Source organism: Streptomyces genisteinicus, from assembly GCF_014489615.1.
GTDB lineage: Bacteria > Actinomycetota > Actinomycetes > Streptomycetales > Streptomycetaceae > Streptomyces > Streptomyces genisteinicus.
The window spans coordinates 894,119-915,771 of sequence record NZ_CP060825.1; the positions used below are offsets into that span (position 1 = coordinate 894,119).

Here is a 21,653-nt window from a genome sequence, read left to right on the forward strand (position 1 = left end):
TCGGCACGGAGACCCGGAGGGGCCGCGGACGGCACGCGGCCGGCCACGGCGGCGCCGCCCGCGCGGCACGCACCGGCGGCCGGCGGCCGCACCGCTCACCGCCACGCGCCGCCCTCCCGCCACGGGCCGGAGGGCGGCGCCCCGTGTCAGGGGGCGAGCACGGCCGGGACCTCGGCGTCCACGGCGCGCAGCGGCCCGCCGCCCAGGGCCTGGGTCAGGTCCCGCCAGAGGTCCTCGACGTCCTCGAGGCCCACGGACATCCTCAGCAGCCGGTCGCTCACCCCGGCCGAGCGCCGGTCCCCCTCCGCGACGATGCGGTGGCTGATGGACGCGGGGTGCTGGATGAGCGTGTCGACGCTGCCGAGGCTGACCGCGGGGGTGATCAGCCGGACACCGGCGATCACCGCGCGCGGGTCGCCGTACGTCTCGAAGGCGACCATCGCCCCGCCGACCGACGGGTAGTGCACCCGGGCGATCCGCGGGTCGGCGGCCAGCCGGCGTGCGAGGTCGGCGGCCGTCGTCGAGGCCGCCCGGACCCGGACCGGCAGCGTGGACAGGCCGCGCAGCAGGAGGTAGCCGGCCAGCGGGTGGAGCACTCCGCCGGTCGCGAAGCGCACCTGGCGCAGGGTGCGCGCGAACTCCTCGTCGCAGGCCACCACACCGCCCATCACGTCGCCGTGACCGCCCAGGTACTTGGTGGCGCTGTGCAGCACCAGCCGGGCGCCGTGCTCGACGGGCCGCTGGAGCACCGGCGTCGCGAAGGTGTTGTCGACGAGGAGCGGCACGGAGCCGCAGGCGTGGCGCACGGCCCGCAGGTCGACCTCGGCGAGGGTGGGGTTGGCGGGCGTCTCCACCATGACGAGACCGGTGTCGGGACGCAGCGCGTCGGCGATGCCCGCCGGGTCGGTCCAGGTGACCTCGGTGCCGAGCAGTCCCGCGTTCAGCAGATGGTCGCTGCACCCGTACAACGGCCGGACGGCCACGACGTGCCGCAGGCCGGTGCTGCTCGCCCGCGCCAGCAGGACCGCGGTCAGCGCCGCCATCCCGCTGGCGAAGGCCACGGCCGCCTCGGTGCCCTCCAGGGTGGCGAGGGCCGTCTCGAAGCGGGCGGTGGTGGGGTTGTCCAGCCGGGCGTAGACCGGCGGGCCCTCCAGCCGCGCGCCCGTCTCGGCGAACGCGTCGATCCGCGCCGCTTCTCCGGCGGCGTCGTACGAGGGGTAGGTGGTGGAAAAGTCGAGCGGCGGGGCGTGCAGGCCCAGTTCCGCGAGGTCCTCGCGTCCTGCGTGCACGGCGTCGGTGGCCAGCGCCCTGGGTGCGGGTACGGCCGAAGCTGCGTTCTCCATGGCGGCATGGTGAACATCTACCGGAAGGTAGCGTCGAGCTCCCGTGCTACGTTCGGCGCATGGCCGAATCCGTCGCACTGGATCCGGTGGACCTCCATATCCTCCGCCTCCTGCAGAACGACGCCCGGACGACCTACCGCGAGCTGGCGGCGGAGGTCGGCGTGGCGCCGTCCACCTGCCTCGACCGCGTCACGCGGCTGCGGCGCTCCGGGGTGATCACCGGACACCGGCTCGCCCTCGACCCCGCCCGCCTCGGCCGCGGTCTCCAGGCACTGCTGATGGTGCAGGTGCGTCCGCACCGGCGGGAGCTGATCGGCCCCTTCGTCGAGCGCATCAGAGCACTGCCCGAGTCGCTCGCCCTGTTCCACCTCACCGGTCCCGACGACTACCTGGTGCACGTCGCCGTGACCGACATGGCCGATCTCCAGCGCCTGGTTCTCGACGAGTTCACCTCGCAGCGGGAGGTCGCCCGGGTCGAGACGCGCCTCATCTTCCAGCAGTGGGAGTGCGGTCCGCTGCTCCCGCCGGCATCGGGCCGTCAGGCGTCCGAGGGCGGATGATGATGACGCGGGGGCCCTTCCCGTACCAGGATGAGCCCATGCCAGCTTCCAGCAGCGCACTGCCGCGCCAGGTCGCCGACGCCTACGTCGACGCACTCGTCGAGCTCGATCCGATCACCGGGACGTATCTGGGGGTCGAGAAGAGCAACCGCCTCCTCCCGGACTTCTCCCCCGCCGGCCAGCAGGAGTCGGCCGCGCTCGCCCGCCGGACCCTCGCCCTGCTCGGCGAGGCCGAGACCAGGCCCGGCGCCGACGCGGAGGCCGAACGCCGCTGCGCCCGGCTCCTGCGCGAGCGGCTCACCGCACAGCTCGCCGTCCGCGACGCGGACGAGGACCTGCGCACCGTGAGCAACCTGCGCTCGCCCGCGCACTCCGTGCGCCAGGTCTTCACCCTGATGCCGACCGGGACCGCCGAGGAGTGGTCGGCCGTCGCCGAGCGGCTGCGCGCGGTGCCGCGGGCGCTGGAGGGGTACCGGGCCTCCCTCGCCCTCGGTCTCGAACGGAAGCTGTACGGCGGGCCCCGGGCGACGGCCACCTTCGTCGGGCAGATGACGGAGTGGATCGGCGGCGGGCACAGCTGGTTCGAGGAGTTCGTCTCCTCGGGCCCCGCCTCGCTCCGCGTCGAACTGGACGTGGCGGCACGGACCGCGACGCAGGCGCTGGTGGACCTGCGGGACTGGGTGCGGGACGTGTACGCGCCCGCGATCGAGGGCGCGCCGGACACGGTGGGCCGGGAGCGCTACGCCCGCTGGGTCCGCTACTTCAACGGCACCGATCTGGACCTGGACGAGGCCTACGCGTACGGCTGGAGCGAATACCACCGGCTGCTGGCCGAGATGCGGACGGAGGCGGACCGGATCCTGCCGGGCGCCGGCCCCTGGGAGGCGCTGGCCCACCTCGACGACCACGGGACGCACATCGAGGGCGTCGACGAGGTCCGCGAGTGGCTGCAGAGACTGATGGACGAGGCGATCGACGCCCTGGACGGCACCCACTTCGAACTCGCCGAGCGGGTGCGGCGGGTGGAGTCCTGCATCGCCCCGCCGGGCAGCGCCGCGGCGCCGTACTACACCAGCCCCTCGGAGGACTTCTCGCGTCCCGGCAGGACCTGGCTGCCGACCATGGGCGAGACCCGCTTCCCGGTGTACGACCTGGTCTCGACGTGGTACCACGAGGGGGTGCCGGGTCACCACCTCCAGCTCGCGCAGTGGGCGCACGTCGCCGACCAGCTCTCCCGCTACCAGGCCACGGTGGGCACGGTGAGCGCCAACTGCGAGGGCTGGGCGCTGTACGCCGAGCGGCTCATGGACGAACTCGGCCACCTCCCGGACCCCGAGCGCCGGCTCGGCTACCTGGACGCGCAGATGATGCGCGCCTGCCGCGTCATCATCGACATCGGCATGCACCTGGAACTGGAGATCCCCGCCGACTCCCCCTTCCACCCCGGGGAGCGCTGGACGCCCGAGCTGGCGCAGGAGTTCTTCGGCAGCCACAGCGGACGCCCCGCCGACTTCGTGGAGAGCGAGCTGACCCGCTACCTGTCCATGCCGGCCCAGGCGATCGGCTACAAGCTGGGCGAGCGGGCCTGGCTGCTCGGCCGGGAGAACGCCCGCCGCGCCCACGGGGACTCGTTCGACGCCAAGGCGTGGCACATGGCAGCCCTGTCGCAGGGGCCGCTGGGCCTGGACGACCTGGTCGAGGAACTGTCCCGGCTCTGACCGCGGACGCCCGCGGCGGTGCTCCCGTCCGGTGCCGGACGGGCGTGCCGCCGCGGCGTCAGCAGCCGCAGTCGCCGTCGACGGGCGCGGTCAGGGGGTCGGCCTCGCGGCGGCGGGTGCCCTCCCAGGTCTCGTAGGCGAAGCCCTCGCGCACCCAGTACTCGAAGCCGCCGAGCATCTCCTTGACCTGGAAGCCGAGTCCGGCGAGCGCGAGGGCCGCCCGGGTGGCTCCGTTGCAGCCTGGGCCCCAGCAGTAGGTCACGACCGGCACCGACCGGTCCAGCAACCGCTCCGCCTGCTCGGCGACGAGCGCCGTCGGCAGGTGGACCGCGCCGGGCACATGGCCCTGGTCCCAGGACTCGGTCGAGCGGGAGTCGAGCACGACGAAGCCCGGGTCGCCGCCCGAGGAGAGCGCGGCGGCGACATCGGAGACGTCGGCGTGGAAGGCGAGACTCGCGCCGAAGTACGCGACCGCCGCGGCGGGCGGGGCGGGCGGGACGCGGAGGACGGCATTGGCCGCGGGGGCGCTCGGAGCGGTGTGCGGGCCGGTGTGCCGCGTGGCGTCCGGCGCGGTGCGGGGCGCGGCGCCGGGCGCGGCGCGGAGCGGGGCGGTCTGCTGTGCGGTGTCCGGGGCGACGTGGTGCGCGGTGTGCTGTCCGGCGTGGTGCGCGGTGTCCCGGGTGCTGTGCCGAGAGGTGTGCTGGGTGGAGTCCTGGGTGCTGTGCTGGGTGGTGTCCATGGCCGGAAATCTACGGCCGCCCACGCGGCCGGTGAAGAGACTTTCCCCGGGCTCCGCCTTGATGAGCCGGGGAATCCCCTGCTATTCATGCGCCATGAGCGGATATTCACCGGACGCCACGGACTGGCGCATCCTCGGCGCCCTCCAGGCCCAGGGCAGGGCGAGCTTCACCGAACTGGCCAAGGCGGTCTCCATGTCGGCGAGCGCCGTCACGGAGCGCGTGCGCCGGCTGGAGGAGGCCGGTGTCATCAAGGGCTACACGGCCGTGGTCGACCCGGAGCGGCTCGGGCTGCCGATCCTGGCGCTGGTGCGCCTGCGGTACCCGACCGGCAACTACAAGCCGTTCCACGACCTGCTGGACACGACGCCCGAGATCGTGGAGGCGCACCACGTCACGGGCGACGACTGCTTCGTGCTGAAGGTCACCGCGCGCTCGATGCGGCACCTGGAGGAGGTCTCCGGCAAGATCGGCGGCCTCGGCTCGGTGACCACCAGCGTGGTGTACTCCTCCCCACTGCCGAGCCGGGCGATCAGCCGCTGAACTCCGCGGGCTTCCGGGCTTCCCGGGCCTCCGGGCCGCCGGACCTCGCGGGCCGGAGGCGGGCGGCCCCGGCGGGGCCTCCGGGCCTCCGGCCCCCGTCCCGTCAGTCGCCGGGCAGATCGCCCGTCCGCAGGCGCACCGCCGACCCGGAGCGCTCCTTGACGACCTCCAGCTGGACGGGGATCCGGCGCCGCAGGTCCCCGACATGGCTGACGATGCCCACGCTGCGGTCCCGTTCGCGCAACGAGTCGAGGACGTCGAGCACCTCGTCCAGCGTCTGCTCGTCGAGGCTGCCGAAGCCCTCGTCCACGAAGAGGGTGTCCAGCCGGGTGCCGCCCGCCTCGTCGGTCACCACGTCGGCGAGACCGAGCGCCAGTGCCAGCGAGGCGAAGAACGTCTCCCCGCCGGAGAGGGTCGCCGTGTCGCGCTCCCGGCCCGTCCAGGCGTCGACCACGTGCAGTCCGAGACCGGCACGCCGTCCGCCCGCGCGGGCGTCGGAGTGCACCAGGGTGTAGCGGCCCGACGACATCCGCTGGAGCCGCACGGTGGCGGCCGCGGCCACCTGCTCCAGCCGGGCGGCCAGCACATAGGACTCCAGACGCATCCTGCGCTCGTTCTCCGCCGACGTGCCGGCCGTGAGGCCGGCCAGCCGGGCCACCCGGTCGTAGCGCTCGCGCACCGGCGCGAGACCGCGTACCTCGCGCAGCGCGTCGGCCGACAGCCGGTCCAGCGCGGCGCAGCGCTCCCTGGCCCCGGCGAGCCGCGCGGCCGCGTCCCGCGTCCGGGCTTCTGCGGCCGCCGCGGACGCCTCGGCGGTCTCGGGCACGGCCCCGGGGAGGGCGGCGGCCGCGCGGGCGTCCTCCTCGGCCAGCCGCTCGGCCACCGCGGCCGCCTCCGTGCGCCAGGACTCCACAGCGGCCTCGGCCTCGCGGCGTGCCCGCTCGCCGAGCACGGCCCCGGCCGCCTCGGTGGGCGACGCGAAACCGGCGTCGCGGGCGGCTTCGGCGAGCCGCTCCCCGGACTCTTCCAGCCGCTGCTCCGCCGCGTCGACCTGCCGCAGGGCCTCGGCGGCAGCGGCGAGCAGGGCGACGCGGCGTTCCAGGCGTGCGGCGTGCTCCGCGACGCTCGCCGATCCGCCGCGCGCACGGACGAGTTCGGCCTCGGCGGCGGCCTGCTCCCGGTCGATCGCCTCGCGCCGCGAGAGACGTGCGGCGATCGACCGCTCCGCCCGCCGGCGGGCCTCCAGCCGTTCGGCGTGCTCCCGCTCGCCCCGTTCCAGGGCCTCCTGCTCGGCGTGCACCCCGGCGGCGGTGGCGTACGCCTCGGCGTGGCGCTGCTCCAGTTCGGCGACCGCCGCGCGCAGGTCGGCGGCGGCGGGTCCGGAGTCGGCCCCGCGGGGGCCCGGCACCCCGCCGCCCTGCGTGCCCGCGCCGCCGGACGCGCCACGCGCACCGGGCGCGGCGGCCTGCTCCGGCCCGCCCCCGGGCGCCGGGGCGGCGACGGCCGCGTGCGAGGTGCGCTCCCGTGCCGGTGCCGCCGCGCCCGGTGCGCGTGCGCGCAGGGCGGCGGCCGCGTGGGACTCGCGGATGACGGCCAGATCGCGCTCGGCGTCGGCGCGGGTCCGCTCGGCCCGCACGCTCGCCTCGTACGCCGCGTCCTCGGTGGCACGGTCCACATGGCCGGCCTCCGCCCGTGCGGGGACGGGGTGTTCGGCCGAACCGCAGACCGCGCACGGCTCGCCGGGCACCAGCGCGGCCGCGAGCTCGGCGGCGATGCCCTGCAGCCGCCGCTCCTTCAGGTCCAGCCAGTGCGCCCGTGCCGCGTTCACCTCGGTGTGCAGGGTGCGGAGCCCCGCCTCGTCACGCTCGGCGCGGGCGGCGAGTTCGTCGCGCTCGCAGGCGGCCGCCAGCCGGTCGCGGGCGCCCGCGAGGCGGCCCGCCAGGTGCTCGGCGCGGGTCGCGGCCTCCTGCGCGGCGCCGATGAGCTCGATGTGGCGGGCGCGCCGGCCCTCCCAGCCGGCCAGCCAGGCGGACGCCTCGTGGAGGGCGTCCTCGTCGGCGCGCGCCTCGCGGTCCAGACCGGCGCGCTCGCGGGTGATCTCGGCGCTGCGTTGCTCCGCCCGGCGGGCGGACTCCAGCGCCCCCAGCTCCCGCCGCAGGGTGTGCTCCCGCCCGGTGAGCCGCTCGGCGTCCGCCCCGGCCAGGTCCGGCGGCAGCTGGGCCCGGGCCCGCTCGCGGGAGGCGAGGGCGGCCTCGTGGGCACGGGCGGCCTCGTCGCGCAGCCGCAGGGCGGGCAGCACCCGGTCGGCGCGCCCGGCCCGGTCCGCGTCGGCGGCCAGGGCGTCGTGGCGGGGCCGTGCCTCCTCCAGGGCGTCAGAGCGGCGGCGGGTCTCGGCGTACCGACGCTGGAGGCGGGCGAGTTCGCGGACCTCGTCGAGTGCGGCGCGGGCGGCCGCGTACCGCTCGGCGGCGGCTGCGGCGCGGGCCTCGGCGACCTCGTACGCCTCGCGCGCCCCGGAGCGGGCGACGGCCGCCCACTGGAGCACGACCCCGGCGGTCCCGGGGTCGCCGGGCCGGTGGTCGGGGGCGGGCCAGTCGCCGGCGGCGCCCGCCGCGGCCTGCGCCATCCGGTGGGCGAGCGCGAGCAGCCGCTCGTCCCCCGACCGCACCTCGGCCTCCGCCGCGCGGCGCAGATCGGCGAGGCGTTCCTCGACGGCGGCGAAGCGGCGGGTGTCGAAGAGGCGGCCGAGCAGACGGCCGCGGGCCTCGGCGTCGGCGCGCAGGAAGCGGGCGAAGTCCCCCTGGGGAAGCAGGACCACCTGGCAGAACTGCTCCCTGCTCATGCCGATGAGCTGGGTGATCTCCTCGCCGATCTCCTGGTGGGAGGTGCTCAGCGCATCCCACCGGCCCGCGGCCGTGTCCCACTCGCGCAGCCGGCTGCGGGCGCGTTCGGTGACGAATCCGGTGCCGCGTGCCTTGGGCCGGGGCTGGGCGGGGTTGCGGGTGATCTCCAGACGGCGCTCGCCCAGGGTGAGTTCGAGGGTCACCCCGGTGGGTGTGCCGGCCTCGGCGTGATCGCTGCGCAGGGAGGTGCCGGGGCTCTGGCGGGCGCCGGGCACGGCGCCGTAGAGGGCGAAGCAGACGGCGTCCAGCACGGAGGTCTTGCCGGCTCCGGTCTGTCCGTGGAGCAGGAAGAGCCCGGCCTTGGACAGGGTGTCGAAGTCGATCTCCTGGGTGCCGCCGAACGGCCCGAAGGCCGTGACGCTCATCCGGTGCAGCCTCATCCGGCCACCTCGCGGACCCCGGCGTCCACCCGGACGTCGTCGAACGCCCCGTGCAGCACGGCGCTTTCGTCGCCGTCCGGTCCGCTGCCGCCGCGGACGTGAGCCACGAAGTCCTCCGCGATCTGCTGGTCGGACCGGCCCCGCAGGCGCCGCGCGTAGGAGTCCGCGGTGTCCTCGGGGGCCCGCTCCGGGGCGAAGACGAGGCTGAGGACGTGCGGGAAGCGTGCGGCGAGGCGGGGCATCGGGTCCGCGGGGCGCACCGCGTCGGTGAGCGTGGCCTCGACGAACGACGCCTCGTGACGGGCGTGCCGGGGGTCGTCGAGCAGTTCGCCGAGCGTGCCGTGCAGCCGGGCGAGCGGCCGCGGCACGGGGCAGTCGATCCGTTCGGCCGTCACCTCCCCCCGGGCGTCCAGGTCGACGAGCCACATGGTCTTGCGGTGCGCCGCCTCGGAGAAGGAGTACGCGAGCGGGGAGCCCGAGTAGCGGATGCGGTCGGTGACGGTCTGGGCGCCGTGGAGATGGCCGAGGGCCACGTAGTCGACGCCGTCGAAGACGCCGGCGGGGACGGCGGCGACTCCGCCGACGGTGATGTCGCGTTCGCTGTCGCTCTCCTGCCCGCCGGCGACGAAGGCGTGGGCGAGGACCACGGAGCGGGTGCCCGCCTCCCGGCCGGCGAGGTCCTCGCGCACGGACCGCATGGCGGCGGCCAGCACCGCCTCGTGCGCGGTGCGTTCGGCGCCGAGCCGCTCCCGCACCAGGGCCGGTTCGAGGTAGGGCAGGCCGTAGCAGGCGACGGGCCCGTGGGCGTCGGCGAGCAGCACGGGCGCGGCACAGCCGGCCGGGTCGGTGCGCAGGTGGATGCCGGCCCGCTCGATCAGGCCCGCACCGACGCCGAGGCGGCGCGCGGAGTCGTGGTTGCCGGAGATCATCACCGTGGGGACGCCCGCGGCGGCGAGACGGTGGAGCGCGTCGTCGAAGAGCTCGACGGCGGCGAGCGGCGGGACGGCGCGGTCGTACACGTCGCCGGAGACGAGGACGGCGTCGACCTCGTGCTCGCGGACCGCGGCCACCAGGTGGTCGAGGAAGGCGGCCTGGGCGTCGAGCATGCTCACCCGGTGCAGCGAGCGCCCCAGGTGCCAGTCCGACGTGTGCAGGAGTCTCATGATCGGTGAGCGTATCCGCGGGGTCGGACAGTGCGGGCGGGTTCGGGGCGGGACGTCCGGCCGCCGGGGCGGCCGCGGTGCCGGACCCGGTCGTCCGGCGCCGCGCCGGAGGCGCGCGCGGGCAGCGCGGCGCGCCCGCGCGGGAGCCGGAACGCTCCGGGCCGGCCGGGTCCGGGCGCGGGCGGCCCGGTCCGTGCGCGCCGGAGGGCGGCGGACGGGGCCGGGGGACGGGAGCGGCGCCGGTCAGGCATCGCCGTACGCCTCGCCGCCGATCTCCAGCCGGGCCGTGCCGACCGTGGCGTCGGCGAGCCACGCCCGGAACGCGTCCACGTCGGCGTCGGGCAGTCCCACCTCGATGGCGACCTCGTCGGCGTAGGTGACCCGGCGCACGTCGCGGCCGGTGGCCCTCAGGTCGTTCTCGACCTTGCCGGCCCGCTGGTGGTCGACGGTGACGTGGACGATCCGGAACCGGGTGCGGACCACGGTGCCGAGGGCGTCCAGGGCCTCGCCGACCGCTCCCCCGTAGGCGCGGATGAGTCCGCCCGCGCCGAGCTTCACCCCGCCGTAGTAGCGGGTGACGACGGCCGCCGTGTACCGGACCTCGCGCCGCAGGAGCATCTGGAGCATCGGCACACCGGCCGTGCCGCCGGGCTCGCCGTCGTCGCTCGCCTTCTGCACGGCGGCGTCCGCGCCGACGACGTAGGCGAAGCAGTTGTGCGTGGCCGCCGGGTGCTGCGCGCGGACGCGGGCGACGAACGCCTGGGCCTCCTCCTCGGTGGCCGCGGGCGCGAGCGAGCAGAGGAAGCGCGAGCGGTTGATCTCGGTCTCGTGGACGCCCTCGCGGGCGACCGTCCGGTACTGGTCCTGCATCCCGCCACCCTATGCGGGCGTCCGGCACGGTCCGGTCGCGGGGGAACGAGGGGCGCCGGGGGCAGCGCGGCGGACGGGGCGGCCCCGGGGGCGGGGCGGTCGACGGGGCGGGCCCGGGGCGGCGGGACAGGGCGGGCCGGGGGCGGCGGGACAGGGCGGGCCGGGGGCGGCGCGGCGGAGGAGGCGGGCGCCGCCTCCGTGGCGGGTACGCGGGAATGCGGGGCGCCGGGGGCGGGTTGTCCGGGGCATGTACGCAGACGACGAGACGATCCGCCGCATCCTCACCGGCACCGGCGACACCTGGGCGGTGGTGGGCCTGTCGGACAACCGGTCGCGCGCCGCGTACGGCGTGGCGCAGGTCCTCCAGCGCTTCGGCAAGCGGGTGGTGCCCGTGCACCCGAAGGCCGAGACGGTCCACGGGGAGCAGGGCTACGCGTCGCTCGCGGACGTCCCGTTCCCCGTCGACGTGGTGGACGTCTTCGTCAACTCCGGCCTGGCCGGGCAGGTGGCGGACGAGGCGGTCGCGGCAGGTGCGAAGGCCGTCTGGTTCCAGCTCGGCGTGGTCGACCCGGAGGCGTACGCCCGCACCCGCCAGGCCGGTCTCGACATGGTGATGGACCGCTGCCCGGCGATCGAGATTCCCCGGCTGGGCTGAGCCCCGCGCGGCGGCCGCCGGCCACCGGGCGTCAGACGCCCAGCCCGTCGACGACCACCGCGCCGGGCAGGCCGGCGAACGCCTTGCCGGGCACGATCAGCTTGCCGCGCCTGCGGCCGCTGCCGACCAGGACCCACTCGGTGTCCACGACCGCCGCGTCGACCAGCAGCTGCCAGTCGGCCGGCAGCCCGATCGGTGTGATCCCGCCGTACTCCATGCCGGTGCCGCCGGTCGCCGCCTCCAGGGTCGCGAACCTGACCTTGCGCGCGCCGAGACGGCGGCGGACCTCGCCGTTGACGTCGACCCGGGAACGGGAGAGGACGACGCACGCGGCGGTGGTGGTCTCGCCGCCGCGCGTGCCCGCCACGACGACGCAGTTCGCGGACGTGTCCAGGAGTTCGAGGCCGTAGTGCTCGGTGAAGACCGCCGTGTCGGCGAGTCCGGGGTCGGTGTCGACGTACAGCAACTGGTCGGCGGGGACCTGCCCCTGCCAGTCGCGGACCGCCGCGGCGACCGGCCGGATCAGGACGTCGAGGCATGCGGGGGCCGGCGTGGCGTGGTCGAAGGACCCGATGGGTGCGCGCATCCGGCGCACGCTAACAGCGCCGCGCGTCACGGGTGCCGTCCGTCCGCGACTCGGACGGACGGCCCCGGACCGGCCGCCGTCCTGCCGGCTGTCGGCTGTCGGCTGTCGGCTGTCGGCTCAGACCTCGTCCAGGTCGGCGAGCGCCAGCAGCTGTTCGGGCGTGACGCCTTCGGGGACCGGCACGGGCGCCGGTGTCCGCAGCGGCGGCTGCCAGCCCTCGGTCTCGTCCCAGCTGCGGACGATCCTCGCTGGCGCGCCCGCGACGACGGCGTGGTCGGGGACCTCGCCCCGCACGACGGCGCCCGCCGCGACGACCACGTTGCGGCCGAGCCGCGCCCCGGGAAGAATCACCGCGCCCGTGCCGAGCCAGCAGCCCGGGCCGATCTCGACCGGTTCGGCGCGCGGCCACTGCTTGCCGACCGGCTGCCCCGGGTCGTCGTAACTGTGGTTCGTGGACGTGATGTAGACGTACGGGCCGCAGTACGTGTCCGAGCCGATGGTCACACGGGTGTCGGCGATCACGTGGCTGCCGCGTCCGAGGACGACCCCGTCGCCCAGGGTCAGGATCGGGTCGGGGCCGAGATCCAGGCCGGGCATCATCCCGGCGGTGAGCGTCACCTGCTCCGCGATGATGCAGTGGCCGCCGAGCTCGATCCAGCGCTCGCCGAAGACGGTCCCCTGCGGGAACGCGAGCCGGGTGCCGTCCCCGATGCTCCGGAACCGCAGGCGCCCGGGGTGCTCGGCGGTGACCGAACCCGCCTCCTGCACCCAGCGCCAGCCGCGGTGGACGACGCGCGTGAGGACGCGGCGGCGCCGGACGCCGAAGCTGGAGGAGGTGTCGCGGTTCGTGGGCACCCGCTCACGGTAGTCGGCCACCGCCCGGCCGACCGGCGGACGGGGCTGTGACGTTCACCCCAGCGCCGCCCCGGGCGCACGCCGCCCACCCCCCGCCCGGGGGCGCGCCGCGCACGTCCGCACCTCCCCGAGGGGGCGCACGTCCGGCTGCGCGCCTCCCCTCGCGGAGCGCGCGTTCCCCGCTCCTCCCCTCCTCACGGGGCGCGCACCTATCACGTCCACGCGCCCCCGCGCGCGACTTCCGGCGCAACTCCACCGTTCTGTGGACAGTGCCCGTGCTTCGGGCGTCGCCTGAGACGCCCGTGACTAGCATGAGCACCGCATGAACACGGTTGATCACCGTTGGTGATCGCGTCAACTCCCCACCGCGGTGGGGTCCGTGACATGCGGACGGCCGCAAGTGCGCCGATCGGCCGCCCCCCACAGCGTGTACGTGCCGCATTCGAGCAGCGAGGGATCGCGGAATGTCAGTCTCAGCCTCATCCCAGCCCCGCAGAGGCCGCGCGCATCGGCCGCCACCCGTCGCGGTGCCCTCCGCCGCCCTGGCCGCTGCCGCCGTCGCCGGCGCCGCCGTGACCCTCGCCGCCCCGGACGCGGCCGGCCCGTGGGTCGCGGCGACCGCCTGCGCCGCCTGGCTCTGCCTGGCCGCCGCCGCGGTCACCGCGACGCTGGCGCTGCGCCGCGAGCGGGCCGCGGCCGACGCCGCGGGCGGCGAGCTGCGGACGGTCCGCTCGCGCTCCGACGGACTGACGGCCGAGGCCTCCCACCTGGTGAACGTGACGCTCCCGTCCCTGGTCAAGCAGTTGCGGGACGGCGAGGCCCCCGAGGAGGCGCTCGCCTCGGCGACACCGCCCAAGGACCCCCAACTGCGGCGTGTACTGCACGCGTTCGGCATGGAGACGGGGGCGTCGGAACAGCGCGCCCGGGGTTCGGCGGCCAACGCGGCGCGGGCGGTCCGGCAGTTGGCCCTGGCGGCCGACGGGGTCGACCGCCTCACCTCGGTGACGCTGCCCACGGCGGTGGCCCATCTGCGCCGGGGCGCGTCGGCCGAGACCGTGCTCGGCGAGCTCGAACTCCCCGCCGACCCGCGGCTGCGGGTGCTCGCCGACTCGGCCGTGCGCGAACTGGCGCTCGGCGAGCGCCGCGCCGCGGCTGCGCAGGAGGCGAGCGCCAAGGCCCTCAGCCGCGTCCAGGCCAAGGCGGTGTCCATGCTCGCCGACCTGCGCGAGATGCAGGACCGTTACGGCGAGGAGGTGTTCGGGGACCTGCTGCGCCTGGACCACAACACGGCGCAGCTCGGACTGCTGACCGACCGGCTCGCCCTGCTGATGGGCGGCCGGGCGAGCCGGGCGTGGAACCGGCCGATCCCGATGGAGAGCATCCTGCGCGGCGCCGTGGGCCGGATCGCCGCCTACCGGCGGGTGCGGCTGCACTCGTCCAGCACCGCGGCCGTCGTCGGCTTCGCCGCCGAGGGCGTGATGCACCTGCTCGCCGAGCTGATGGACAACGCGGCCACCTTCTCGCCCCCCGTCGACGAGGTCCACGTGTACGTGGAGGAGCGCACCGCCGGGATCGTGGTCACGATCGAGGACAGCGGCCTGAAGATGGCGGGCGCGGCGCTGCGCCGGGCCGAGGAGGCGGTGTCGGGCCGGGTCACCGACCTGGCGCACCTCCAGGGCACCCGGCTCGGGCTCACCGTGGTGGGGCGGCTGGCCGCCAAGTACGGGATGAGCGTCAGCTTCCGGCCGTCGTCGCGCGGCGGGACCGGCGTGGTCGTGCTCTTCCCCTCGCAACTGCTGGCCAAGCCGCGGGACGAGGAGGACGAGGACCTGGCCCGCCCGCTCCCGGCCTCCTCCGCCCCGGCCGCGCCGACGGCCACCGGGTCGGGCACGTCCCCGTCCGGCGGACCGGTCCCCGGGGCGCGGGAACCGGGCGGGTATCCGGCCCCGGCCGATGCCGCCTCCTGGGCCGCCGGCGACGGGACGCAGGGCGGGCAGGGCGGCTTCGCCGCCGCGCACCCGGTGGACCTCGGTGACCCCACGGCGGCGGGAGCGGCCGCCTGGGCCGGGCCCCTCGTGGAACCGGCGCACCCGCCCCTCGTGGAACCGGCGCACCCCGGTACGGACGCCTGGGGGGCGTCCGCGGTGGGCGACACGCTCCTCGGGCAGGGGTCCTGGGCGGACGCGCCCGGCGCGCACGCCGGCTCCGGCGCGCCGGGCGCGGAGAGCTTCAGACGGGCTCCGCACGACGCGCACCCGGCGGCGGCCGGGGGCGCCTTCACCACGCCGCCGGCCGCAGCGCACGGCACGGACGGGTACGCCCTCACCCCGGCCGCGGCGCACGGCACGGACGGCCGGACCGCCGCGTACGCCCGCCCCGACCACACGGCGCCCTTCACCGTCACCCCCGCCCCGGACGCGACCGGTTACACCGTCACTCCGGCGGAGGCGGACGGCACCGGGGGCTACACCGTCACCCCCACCGACCCGAACGGCACCGGCGGCTTCACCGTCACCCCCGCGGACGCGCACGGCACCGAGGGCTACACCGTCACCCCCGCCCACCCGAACGGGACGGAAGGCTTCACCGTGACCGCGGCGGGCCCGGCGGTGTCCGGTGCGGCCGCCGGGTCCGCCGCACCCGCGGGGGCGCCGGCGGCGCCCCTCGTACCGGAGCCGTACTCCCCGGCGCCGTTCCCGGCCCAGGCCCCCGTACGCGGTGTCGCCACGGCGGGCGGTCTGCCCGTACGGCCCCCGGGGCGCACCATGGCCGCCGCGGACCGTGGCCGGGGCGACGCCTCGCCTCCGGCGCGTACCGCGCCCGTCAGGGACGCCGGTTCCGGGTTCGAAGCCTTCGCGCGCTCGGTCGGCGGCCGGCGGCGCTCCCTCGGCGCGGGCGGCACCGCGGGCGCCTACGACGCGACGCCCGCAGCGGGGACGTACCTCCCCGACGGCTCCGCCGGGCAGCCGCCGCCGGAGTCCGCTGCCCCGTCCGGGCCGTACGCCGGACCGGCCGCGTCCGCCCCGGACGCGCCCCGCCCGCTGCCCGAGCCGCGGACCCCGCACGACCCGCAGGGCGGCCCCTGACCGGGGTGCGCGGACCTTTCCGCGCGCCCCGGACGACCGGCATCTCTCCCGCAGTACGACACCGTGAGACAGGAGGCACGGGCGGCGGCCCGCAGAGCGGGAGCCGTGCCGCCCGGCGTACACCATGCAGACGACCGACAACAGCCTCACCTGGCTTCTGGAAGGCCTGCTCGACACGACCCCGGGGACGCGGCACGGGCTCGTGCTGTCGCGGGACGGACTGAAGCTGTGCTGGACCCGCCATCTGACACTCGACCAGGCCGACCAGCTGGCCGCGATCTGCTCCGGCATCCAGGCCCTGGCCCAGGGCGCGTCCGTGGAGTTCGGCGACGGGACGGGCGGCGTGCGGCATTCGATGACGGAGTTCCACGGCGGTCTGCTCTTCATCGTGGAGGCCGGGGCGGGTGCCCATCTCGCCGTGGTCGCCGAGGGGGACGCCGACCCGGGCATGATCGGCCACCGGATGACCGAGCTCGTCGAGCAGATCGGCGACCGTCTGCGCGCCGAGCCGCGGCTGCCCGCCCAGGAGACCCCTCTCTCATGACCCGCCGTCCCGTCGACGTCGGCGTGCCGGAGCGGCTCTACACCGTCACCGGCGGCCGCAGCCGGGCCGTGGACGACTCGTTCGACCTGGTCACCCTGATCGTCGCCGAGTGCGCGCCCTCGGCCGGCATGCCCTCGGAGCACATCAGGATCCTGCGGCTCTGCCGCACGCCGACGGCGGTGGTCGAGCTCTCCGCCGACCTCGGCATGCCGGTGACCGTCGTACGCATCCTGCTGGGCGACCTGCTCGCCACCGGACGCGTCACCGCACGCCATCCGCCCCCGCCCGCCGGTGGCTCCTTCCCGCTGCCCGACTCCGCCCTCCTGAAGGAGGTTCTCGTTGGACTCCGCAACCTCTGAGCTGCCCGCCCGCAAACCGCTCGACCGGGCGGCCGAGACCGGCCTGAAGATCGTCGTGGTGGGCGGCTTCGGCGTCGGCAAGACCACGCTGGTCCGCTCCGTGAGCGAGATCCGGCCCCTGAACACGGAGGAGGTGATGACCCAGGCGGGCGTCGGCGTCGACGAGACGGGGCCGGTGCGCACGAAGAAGACCAGCACCACCGTGGCGTTCGACTTCGGCCGGATCAGCCTCAACGACCGCATGGTCCTCTACCTGTTCGGCGCTCCGGGGCAGGAGCGGTTCTGGTTCCTGTGGGACCGGCTGTTCACCGGCACGCTCGGCGCGGTGGTCCTCGTCGACACCCGGCGCATGAGCGACTCCTGGTACGCGATCGACCGGCTGGAACACCACCGGACGCCGTTCGTGGTGGCCGTCAACCGCTTCGACGACGACCTCGCCTCCTTCTCCCTCGCCGAGATCCGCCAGGCGCTGTCCCTGGCCCCCGACGTGCCCCTGGTGGAGTGCGACGCCCGGCTGCGCCACTCCGGCAAGCACGTCCTCATCACACTCGTCGACCACCTCCACGCACTGGCCACGGCCCGGGAGAGCAGACCATGAACGACACCACGGGACTGTCGTCGCCGACCGTTCCCCCCGCCGCCTGCCCGGCGTACGAGGGCGCGGTCCGGCTCAGCGGCACGGAGTTCCAGCAGTCGCCCGCCGAGCTGTACCGCGGGCTGCGACGGAGGCACGGGGCGGTGGCACCGGTGCTGCTGGACGGCGACGTGCCGGCCTGGCTGGTGCTCGGCTACGCCGAGGTCAGCTATGTCACGGCGCACGACGACCTCTTCGCCCGGGACTCCCGGCGGTGGAACCAGTGGGACACGGTGCCGGCGGACTGGCCGCTGCTGCCGTTCGTCGGACACCAGCCCTCGGTGCTGTTCACCGAGGGCGCCGCCCACCAGATGCGGGCGGGCGTCATCACCGAGGCGCTGGAGGTGATCGACCAGTTCGAGCTCGCGCAGCGGTGCCGCGGGATCGCCGGCCCGCTGATCGACGCGTTCGCGGGCAGCGGCCGCGCGGAGCTGATGTCGGCGTACGTCCACGCGCTGCCGATGCGGGCGGCGGTGCAGATGTGCGGGATGCCCGCGGGCGGCGCGGATACCGAGGACCTCGTCCGCGACCTGCGGATCTCGCTGGACGCCGGACCGGGCGACGACCCGGTCGCGGCCTACGGGAGGGTGCAGGAGCGGATCCGGCGGCTGGTGGACGAGAAGCGGACCGCCCCCGGGCCCGACGTCACCTCGCGGATGCTGAGGCACCCGGCCGGGCTGACGGAGGAGGAGATCGTCCAGGACCTGGTCTCGGTGATCGCCGCGGCGCAGCAGCCCACGGCGAACTGGATCGGCAACACCCTGCGGCTGCTGCTGACCGACGACCGGTTCGCGCTCAACGTCTCGGGCGGACGGCTCAGCGTCGGCCAGGCGCTCGGCGAGGTGCTGTGGCTGGACACCCCGACGCAGAACTTCATCGGCCGGTTCGCGGCGCGGGACACGACGCTCGGCGGACGGCGCATCCGGGCGGGCGACATGGTCGTGCTGGGCCTCGCCGCCGCCAACACCGATCCGCAGATCTGGCCCGAGGGCCACGCCGGCGAGGAGAACTCGGCGCACCTGTCGTTCGGCAACGGCGAGCACCGCTGCCCCTATCCGGCGCCGCTGCTCGCGGACGTGATCGCCCGTACGGCGGTCGAGACGCTGCTGGAACGGCTGCCGGACGTGGTGCTCGCCGTGGAGCCGGAGGAGCTGAGCTGGCGGCCGTCGGTGTGGATGCGCGGGCTCACCGCGCTTCCGGTGCGCTTCTCGCCCGTGGTGCAGTAGGCGCCTGCGGCCGAGCGGGCCGCCGGCCGGTGCACGCGCGGCCGGGCGGGCCGCCCGCCCGGCCGCGCCGCTCAGGCGGACACGGGCGTGAAGCGCACGGGCAGCGACTTCGGGCCGCGGGTGAACACCCCCTCCTCGGCCGGGACGAAGCCGTCCGCCAGCCGCATGTCGGGCATGGCGTCGAGCAGTTGGTTGACGCCGGTCTCCACCTCGGCACGGGCCAGCAGCGCTCCGACGCAGAAGTGCCGGCCGAGCGCGAAGGCGAGGTGGTCCGCCGCGGCGGAGAAGGCGGTGGTGGCGGTCAGGTCCTCGCGGAAGATGTCGAAGCGGTCCGGGTCGCGGTAGCGGTCCGCGTCGCGGTTGGCCGCGCCGATGAGGCAGGTGACGGTGGCGCCTGCCGGTATCGTGCCGCCGCTGACGGTCACCTCGGTGGCCGTCTGCCGCATGATCATGTGCACCGGCGGGGTGTAGCGCAGGGTCTCGGCGAACGCCCGGTCGATCAGCGAGCGGTCCTCGCGCACGGCGGCCAGTTGCTCGGGGTGGGCGAGCAGGTTGGCGAAGATCCCGGCGATCGCCTTGTCGGTGGTCTCCCCGCCGGCCGCGAGCAGCAGGCTGCAGAAGGCCTTGATGTCCTCGTCGCTCATGCGGACCCCGTCGACCTCCGCGGTGCACAGGCCGGAGAGCAGGTCGTCGCCCGGATGCTCGCGCCGCTCCCGGATGACCGGGATCATGTAGTCGGCGAACTCGGTCCGGGTGCGCAACCCCGCGGCGGTGACCGCCGGATCGCCCGAGAGGTTCCCGAGGAACGCGACGACGCTGGTGTACCAGCCGTGGAAGCGGTCGTGGTCGGCCTTGTCGAGGCCGAGCATGTCGGCGATGACGTCGACCGGGAAGCGGGTGGCGAAGGCGTCGACGAGATCGGCCTCGCCGGTGTGGCGGAAGCCGTCGATCAGCTCGCGCGCGTTGCGCTCGATGACGGGGAGGAACTTCTCCCGCAGGTCGTTGCCCCGGAAGGCAGGTGCCACCAGGGCGCGGCGGACCGCGTGGTCGCGTCCGCTCAGCTGGAGGAAGGTGTGGCCGTGGACGGGTTCGAGCTGCCAGTCGTAGTTCTCGGTGGTGAACACCGACTCCTTGTCCTTGAAGGCCCGCTCGACGTCCTCGTAGCGGGAGATGAGCCAGCTTCCGGTCGGCTCGTGGTGGAGGAGGGGCGCCTGTTCGCGCATGAGGCGGTAGGCCGCGTACGGATCGGCCTCGAACTCGGACGACAGGATGTCGGGGATCTGCTGTGCGGTTGCCATGGCACTCCCTGAGACGTCAACAGGCATTGGATTCAAGGGTATTGAGTGCCGGGCCGGTCAGACAGACGGCGTACGCGCCCGGTCCGGGTCCGCCCCGGACGCGGACGGTCCGGCACGGTCGCCTACCGTGCGGTGAGCGCGCCGCCGGGACCGGGACACCTGTCCGGCAGTGCACCGCGGGCGCGGCCGGCACACCGAGAACCGAGGAGAGACGTCATGACGGATGGGGCACTGATCGCGGGTGTGGGCGGCAGGGAGCCGAAGGTCGACCCGGGGGCGTTCACCGCGCCGACGTCCGTGGTGCTGGGCGACGTGACGCTGGCCGCGGGGTCGAGCCTCTGGTACCAGAGCGTGCTGCGGGGTGACGGCGGTCCGATCGTGATCGGACCGGACAGCAACATCCAGGACAACTGCACGGTCCATGTGGACCCCGGGTTCCCGGTCACCGTCGGCGCGCGGGTGTCGGTCGGGCACAACGCGGTGCTGCACGGCTGCACGGTCGAGGACGACGTGCTGGTGGGCATGGGCGCGACGGTCCTGAACGGGGCGCACATCGGGGCCGGTTCGCTGGTGGCCGCGCAGGCGCTGGTGCCGCAGGGGATGCGGGTGCCGCCGGGTTCGCTGGTGGCGGGCGTGCCGGCGAAGGTCCGCAGGGAGCTGACGGAGGAGGAGCGCGAGGGCGTCAGGCTGAACGCCGCGGTCTACGTGGACCTGGCCCAGCAGCACCGGGCGGCCCACGGGGGCTGACCGGCGGGCGGGGCGCCCGGTGGCGGGCTCCCGTAGGCCGACGGGTCCCCGGCTGACGGAGCCGCGGACCGGGCGGCAAGGCCGCGGGCCGGCCCGTCAGTCGGCGGCCGCCCCGGCGGGCAGGCCGTCCCGCTCCGCCTCGGCGGCGGCCTTCTTCGCGCGGCCCCGCAGGACGAGCATCGAGGTGACGCCGACGAGGACGGCCAGCACCAGCCCGAGCCAGGAGAACCGCTTGAGCCAGGCCTCGGCGACCACACCGACCGAGTAGACGACGGCGGTGGTGCCGCCGGCCCACAGGATGCCGCCGAGCACGTTGGCGACGAGGAACTTCCAGTACGGCATGCGCAGCACACCGGCGAGCGGCCCGGCGAAGATCCGGAGCAGGGCGACGAACCGGCCGAAGAACACGGCCCACATGCCCCACTTCTGGAACGAGCGCTCGGCCATCGCGATCTGCGCGGGACCGAAGTGCCGGGGGAAGCGGGCGCCGAGCATGCCGAGGAGCGGCCGGCCGCCCCGGCGGCCGATGGCGTATCCGACGGAGTCGCCGACGATGGCCCCCGCCGTGGCGCAGGCGCCGAGGACCCAGGGGTCGATGTCGCCGTGCTGGGAGGCCAGGAGCGCCGAGCTCACCAGCACGATCTCACCGGGCAGGGGGATGCCGAGGCTCTCCAGGCCGATGACCACCCCCACCAGGAGGTAGATGCTGACCGCGGGGATGGTCTCGAGCCACTCCTGGACGTGCAACGCCGTTCCTTCCGTCCTGCCCCGGGTCCTCGTGGACGGACCCGGCCGGCGCGGCCCGGCGGTCGGCCGCGGGCGCCGGGGCAGCCTACCCGGTTCCGCGCGGCCCCCGGCGGCACGCCGGGCCGGGGCCGCGGGAGCCGGGCCCGGGGTCGCCGGAGCCGGCGGTCAGTCGTTGGGGCGCAGGGTCCAGACGATGTCCATCTCGCCGGTGACGGCGCCGTCCTCACGGGTGATGGCGACGTGCACGGGGAACTCGGGGCGGGCGCCCGCGTCGAGTTCGGCGACGATGTCGGCGGCCGGGCGGCCGAGGGTCGCCGTGGCGGTGACGGCTCCGCGGGCGATCTTCTTGAACGCGATCCCGGCGGTGACCGGCAGCGGCACCGCGCGCGACAGCTGGTCGCCGAAGGCGGCGAGGACGATCGCACCGCTCGCGGACTCGGCCAGCGTGAACATCGCGCCGGCGTGCGGGCCGCCGACGTGGTTGTGGTAGTCGGCCTGGTCCGGAAGGCTCAGGACGGCCCGCTCCGGGGTGGTCTCCAGGTACTGGAGCCCGAGGGTCCGCACCATGGGCACGGTGGCGGCGAGCAGTTCGCCGAGGGAGGTGTCGTCTGCTGTACTCATGGCGCGCATGTTACTCGTGAGTATTCGGTGGAGACCACACGCTTCCCCGGGGCCGGGCGTGGATAAGGGGACGCCACC

19 protein-coding genes and 1 pseudogene are annotated in these 21,653 nt (G+C 75.6%); 10 read left to right on the top strand and 10 right to left on the bottom strand.

Features of this window, described 5'->3' with window-relative positions; translation table 11 throughout:
- Positions 1 to 146 precede the first annotated feature (146 nt).
- Positions 147 to 1,343, bottom strand: a complete 1,197-nt coding sequence (locus IAG43_RS03925) for a trans-sulfuration enzyme family protein (RefSeq protein ID WP_187739360.1) — start codon at positions 1,341 to 1,343, stop codon at positions 147 to 149.
- A 59-nt stretch (positions 1,344 to 1,402) separates the two neighbouring features.
- Here IAG43_RS03925 and IAG43_RS03930 point away from each other — a divergent pair, with 59 nt between their 5' ends.
- Both IAG43_RS03930 and IAG43_RS03935 read left to right on the top strand, forming a co-directional pair.
- Positions 1,403 to 1,903, top strand: coding sequence for an Lrp/AsnC family transcriptional regulator (locus IAG43_RS03930; RefSeq protein ID WP_187739361.1), 501 nt, complete (start codon positions 1,403 to 1,405; stop codon positions 1,901 to 1,903).
- A gap of 38 nt (positions 1,904 to 1,941) precedes the next feature.
- Positions 1,942 to 3,621 (top strand): DUF885 domain-containing protein, encoded by a 1,680-nt coding sequence (locus tag IAG43_RS03935; RefSeq protein ID WP_187739362.1) that lies wholly within the window; start codon positions 1,942 to 1,944, stop codon positions 3,619 to 3,621.
- Between the two features lie 58 nt (positions 3,622 to 3,679).
- On the opposite strand, the pseudogene IAG43_RS03940 reads toward IAG43_RS03935, so the two are convergent.
- Positions 3,680 to 4,141: pseudogene (locus IAG43_RS03940) on the bottom strand (rhodanese-like domain-containing protein); the annotation flags it as partial.
- Between the two features lie 313 nt (positions 4,142 to 4,454).
- On the opposite strand from IAG43_RS03940, the gene IAG43_RS03945 reads away from it, so the two are divergent.
- Positions 4,455 to 4,901: an Lrp/AsnC family transcriptional regulator gene (locus IAG43_RS03945; protein ID WP_187739363.1), complete on the top strand. Its 447-nt coding sequence runs from the start codon at positions 4,455 to 4,457 to the stop codon at positions 4,899 to 4,901.
- A 103-nt stretch (positions 4,902 to 5,004) separates the two neighbouring features.
- Here IAG43_RS03945 and IAG43_RS03950 read toward each other — a convergent pair whose 3' ends face one another.
- The 3 genes from IAG43_RS03950 to IAG43_RS03960 form a co-directional block, all read right to left on the bottom strand.
- The gene (locus IAG43_RS03950) at positions 5,005 to 8,184 is read right to left on the bottom strand and encodes an AAA family ATPase (protein WP_187739364.1); all 3,180 of its coding nucleotides are present in this window, start codon (positions 8,182 to 8,184) and stop codon (positions 5,005 to 5,007) included.
- The gene (locus tag IAG43_RS03955) at positions 8,181 to 9,347 is read right to left on the bottom strand and encodes an exonuclease SbcCD subunit D (RefSeq protein WP_187739365.1); all 1,167 of its coding nucleotides are present in this window, start codon (positions 9,345 to 9,347) and stop codon (positions 8,181 to 8,183) included. The genes IAG43_RS03950 and IAG43_RS03955 overlap by 4 nt, the downstream gene beginning before the upstream one ends.
- A 243-nt stretch (positions 9,348 to 9,590) precedes the next feature.
- Positions 9,591 to 10,217: a YigZ family protein gene (locus IAG43_RS03960; RefSeq protein ID WP_187739366.1), complete on the bottom strand. Its 627-nt coding sequence runs from the start codon at positions 10,215 to 10,217 to the stop codon at positions 9,591 to 9,593.
- Positions 10,218 to 10,464: 247 nt separating this feature from the next.
- Here IAG43_RS03960 and IAG43_RS03965 point away from each other — a divergent pair, with 247 nt between their 5' ends.
- Complete coding sequence (locus tag IAG43_RS03965; protein ID WP_187739367.1) at positions 10,465 to 10,872, top strand: CoA-binding protein; 408 nt, start codon at positions 10,465 to 10,467, stop codon at positions 10,870 to 10,872.
- Between the two features lie 31 nt (positions 10,873 to 10,903).
- On the opposite strand, the gene IAG43_RS03970 is transcribed toward IAG43_RS03965, so the two are convergent.
- Both IAG43_RS03970 and IAG43_RS03975 read right to left on the bottom strand, forming a co-directional pair.
- Positions 10,904 to 11,458 (bottom strand): YbaK/EbsC family protein, encoded by a 555-nt coding sequence (locus IAG43_RS03970; RefSeq protein WP_187739368.1) that lies wholly within the window; start codon positions 11,456 to 11,458, stop codon positions 10,904 to 10,906.
- A 117-nt stretch (positions 11,459 to 11,575) separates the two neighbouring features.
- Positions 11,576 to 12,313 (bottom strand): acyltransferase, encoded by a 738-nt coding sequence (locus IAG43_RS03975; RefSeq protein WP_187739369.1) that lies wholly within the window; start codon positions 12,311 to 12,313, stop codon positions 11,576 to 11,578.
- A gap of 527 nt (positions 12,314 to 12,840) precedes the next feature.
- On the opposite strand from IAG43_RS03975, the gene IAG43_RS34345 reads away from it, so the two are divergent.
- The 5 genes from IAG43_RS34345 to IAG43_RS04000 all read left to right on the top strand — a co-directional run bounded on the left by IAG43_RS34345 (position 12,841) and on the right by IAG43_RS04000 (position 18,162).
- Entirely contained in the window at positions 12,841 to 15,399 is a 2,559-nt protein-coding gene (locus IAG43_RS34345; RefSeq protein ID WP_425508568.1) for an ATP-binding protein, read from the top strand.
- A gap of 124 nt (positions 15,400 to 15,523) precedes the next feature.
- Positions 15,524 to 15,943, top strand: coding sequence for a roadblock/LC7 domain-containing protein (locus tag IAG43_RS03985; protein ID WP_187739370.1), 420 nt, complete (start codon positions 15,524 to 15,526; stop codon positions 15,941 to 15,943).
- A complete protein-coding gene (locus IAG43_RS03990; RefSeq protein WP_187739371.1) occupies positions 15,940 to 16,302 on the top strand; it encodes a DUF742 domain-containing protein in 363 nt (120 codons plus the stop codon). Before IAG43_RS03985 ends, IAG43_RS03990 begins: the two co-directional genes overlap by 4 nt.
- Complete coding sequence (locus IAG43_RS03995; RefSeq protein ID WP_187739372.1) at positions 16,283 to 16,900, top strand: GTP-binding protein; 618 nt, start codon at positions 16,283 to 16,285, stop codon at positions 16,898 to 16,900. The genes IAG43_RS03990 and IAG43_RS03995 overlap by 20 nt, the downstream gene beginning before the upstream one ends.
- Complete coding sequence (locus tag IAG43_RS04000; protein WP_187739373.1) at positions 16,897 to 18,162, top strand: cytochrome P450; 1,266 nt, start codon at positions 16,897 to 16,899, stop codon at positions 18,160 to 18,162. Before IAG43_RS03995 ends, IAG43_RS04000 begins: the two co-directional genes overlap by 4 nt.
- A gap of 71 nt (positions 18,163 to 18,233) precedes the next feature.
- Here IAG43_RS04000 and IAG43_RS04005 read toward each other — a convergent pair whose 3' ends face one another.
- Positions 18,234 to 19,460, bottom strand: a complete 1,227-nt coding sequence (locus IAG43_RS04005; protein ID WP_187739374.1) for a cytochrome P450 — start codon at positions 19,458 to 19,460, stop codon at positions 18,234 to 18,236.
- Between the two features lie 216 nt (positions 19,461 to 19,676).
- On the opposite strand from IAG43_RS04005, the gene IAG43_RS04010 reads away from it, so the two are divergent.
- Positions 19,677 to 20,207 (top strand): gamma carbonic anhydrase family protein, encoded by a 531-nt coding sequence (locus tag IAG43_RS04010; protein ID WP_187739375.1) that lies wholly within the window; start codon positions 19,677 to 19,679, stop codon positions 20,205 to 20,207.
- 96 nt (positions 20,208 to 20,303) lie between these two features.
- Here IAG43_RS04010 and IAG43_RS04015 read toward each other — a convergent pair whose 3' ends face one another.
- Together IAG43_RS04015 and IAG43_RS04020 are read right to left on the bottom strand one after the other, a co-directional pair.
- A complete protein-coding gene (locus IAG43_RS04015; protein WP_187739376.1) occupies positions 20,304 to 20,954 on the bottom strand; it encodes a DedA family protein in 651 nt (216 codons plus the stop codon).
- Between the two features lie 165 nt (positions 20,955 to 21,119).
- Positions 21,120 to 21,584, bottom strand: a complete 465-nt coding sequence (locus IAG43_RS04020; RefSeq protein WP_187739377.1) for a DUF4442 domain-containing protein — start codon at positions 21,582 to 21,584, stop codon at positions 21,120 to 21,122.
- Between the last annotated feature and the right edge of the window lie 69 nt (positions 21,585 to 21,653).

Excerpts from the sequence above, each read along its gene's own strand:
- IAG43_RS03925 (WP_187739360.1), bottom strand. The coding sequence starts at position 1,343 with ATGGAGAACGCAGCTTCGGCCGTACCCGCACCCAGGGCGCTGGCCACC.
- IAG43_RS03930 (WP_187739361.1), top strand. The coding sequence starts at position 1,403 with ATGGCCGAATCCGTCGCACTGGATCCGGTGGACCTCCATATCCTCCGC.
- IAG43_RS03935 (WP_187739362.1), top strand. The coding sequence starts at position 1,942 with ATGCCAGCTTCCAGCAGCGCACTGCCGCGCCAGGTCGCCGACGCCTAC.
- IAG43_RS03945 (WP_187739363.1), top strand. The coding sequence starts at position 4,455 with ATGAGCGGATATTCACCGGACGCCACGGACTGGCGCATCCTCGGCGCC.
- IAG43_RS03950 (WP_187739364.1), bottom strand. The coding sequence starts at position 8,184 with ATGAGGCTGCACCGGATGAGCGTCACGGCCTTCGGGCCGTTCGGCGGC.
- IAG43_RS03955 (WP_187739365.1), bottom strand. The coding sequence starts at position 9,347 with ATGAGACTCCTGCACACGTCGGACTGGCACCTGGGGCGCTCGCTGCAC.
- IAG43_RS03960 (WP_187739366.1), bottom strand. The coding sequence starts at position 10,217 with ATGCAGGACCAGTACCGGACGGTCGCCCGCGAGGGCGTCCACGAGACC.
- IAG43_RS03965 (WP_187739367.1), top strand. The coding sequence starts at position 10,465 with ATGTACGCAGACGACGAGACGATCCGCCGCATCCTCACCGGCACCGGC.
- IAG43_RS03970 (WP_187739368.1), bottom strand. The coding sequence starts at position 11,458 with ATGCGCGCACCCATCGGGTCCTTCGACCACGCCACGCCGGCCCCCGCA.
- IAG43_RS03985 (WP_187739370.1), top strand. The coding sequence starts at position 15,524 with ATGCAGACGACCGACAACAGCCTCACCTGGCTTCTGGAAGGCCTGCTC.
- IAG43_RS03990 (WP_187739371.1), top strand. The coding sequence starts at position 15,940 with ATGACCCGCCGTCCCGTCGACGTCGGCGTGCCGGAGCGGCTCTACACC.
- IAG43_RS04000 (WP_187739373.1), top strand. The coding sequence starts at position 16,897 with ATGAACGACACCACGGGACTGTCGTCGCCGACCGTTCCCCCCGCCGCC.
- IAG43_RS04005 (WP_187739374.1), bottom strand. The coding sequence starts at position 19,460 with ATGGCAACCGCACAGCAGATCCCCGACATCCTGTCGTCCGAGTTCGAG.
- IAG43_RS04010 (WP_187739375.1), top strand. The coding sequence starts at position 19,677 with ATGACGGATGGGGCACTGATCGCGGGTGTGGGCGGCAGGGAGCCGAAG.
- IAG43_RS04020 (WP_187739377.1), bottom strand. The coding sequence starts at position 21,584 with ATGCGCGCCATGAGTACAGCAGACGACACCTCCCTCGGCGAACTGCTC.